Raw genomic sequence first — 379 nt, 5'->3', positions numbered from 1 at the left:
CGCTGGACCTGCGCCTGGTCGCCGCCGCGCTCGGCGCCTGGGCGTGCGCGGGCGCCGCCGTCGCGCACCCGCGGGAGGCGCGGGCCGCCCTGGTCGTGGCGGCCGCCCTCGCCGTCCTCGCCGCCCTCGCCGTCCTGACCCGCTCCGTCCTCCCCGCCGTCGCCCCGGCGCGCCGCCGCGGGGCGCCGGGCCCCGCCGCGCCCGGGCTGCTCGTTCGCCCGCTGCTCGTGCCCGCGCTGCTGGTGCTGGTGGCCTGCGCGCTCGTCCTGCTGGTGGTGGTGCTCCAGCAGGCGCGGGCCTCCTCCGGCGACCTGGAGCGGTGGGCCGGGCAGCGGGCGAGCGTGTCCGCGACCGCCCGCACCACCTCCGACCCCCGCCC

At 83.4% G+C, this 379-nt stretch carries 1 pseudogene; it reads left to right on the top strand.

Annotation, left to right across the window (positions count from 1 at the left end):
• Positions 1-379 (top strand): annotated as a pseudogene (locus GTQ99_RS24040) (ComEC/Rec2 family competence protein); the annotation flags it as partial.

It is taken from the genome of Kineococcus vitellinus (assembly GCF_009906315.1).
Classification (GTDB): domain Bacteria; phylum Actinomycetota; class Actinomycetes; order Actinomycetales; family Kineococcaceae; genus Kineococcus; species Kineococcus vitellinus.
The sequence above is the reverse complement of the archived record's forward strand: the minus strand, read 5'-3'. Positions and strand labels throughout refer to the sequence as shown.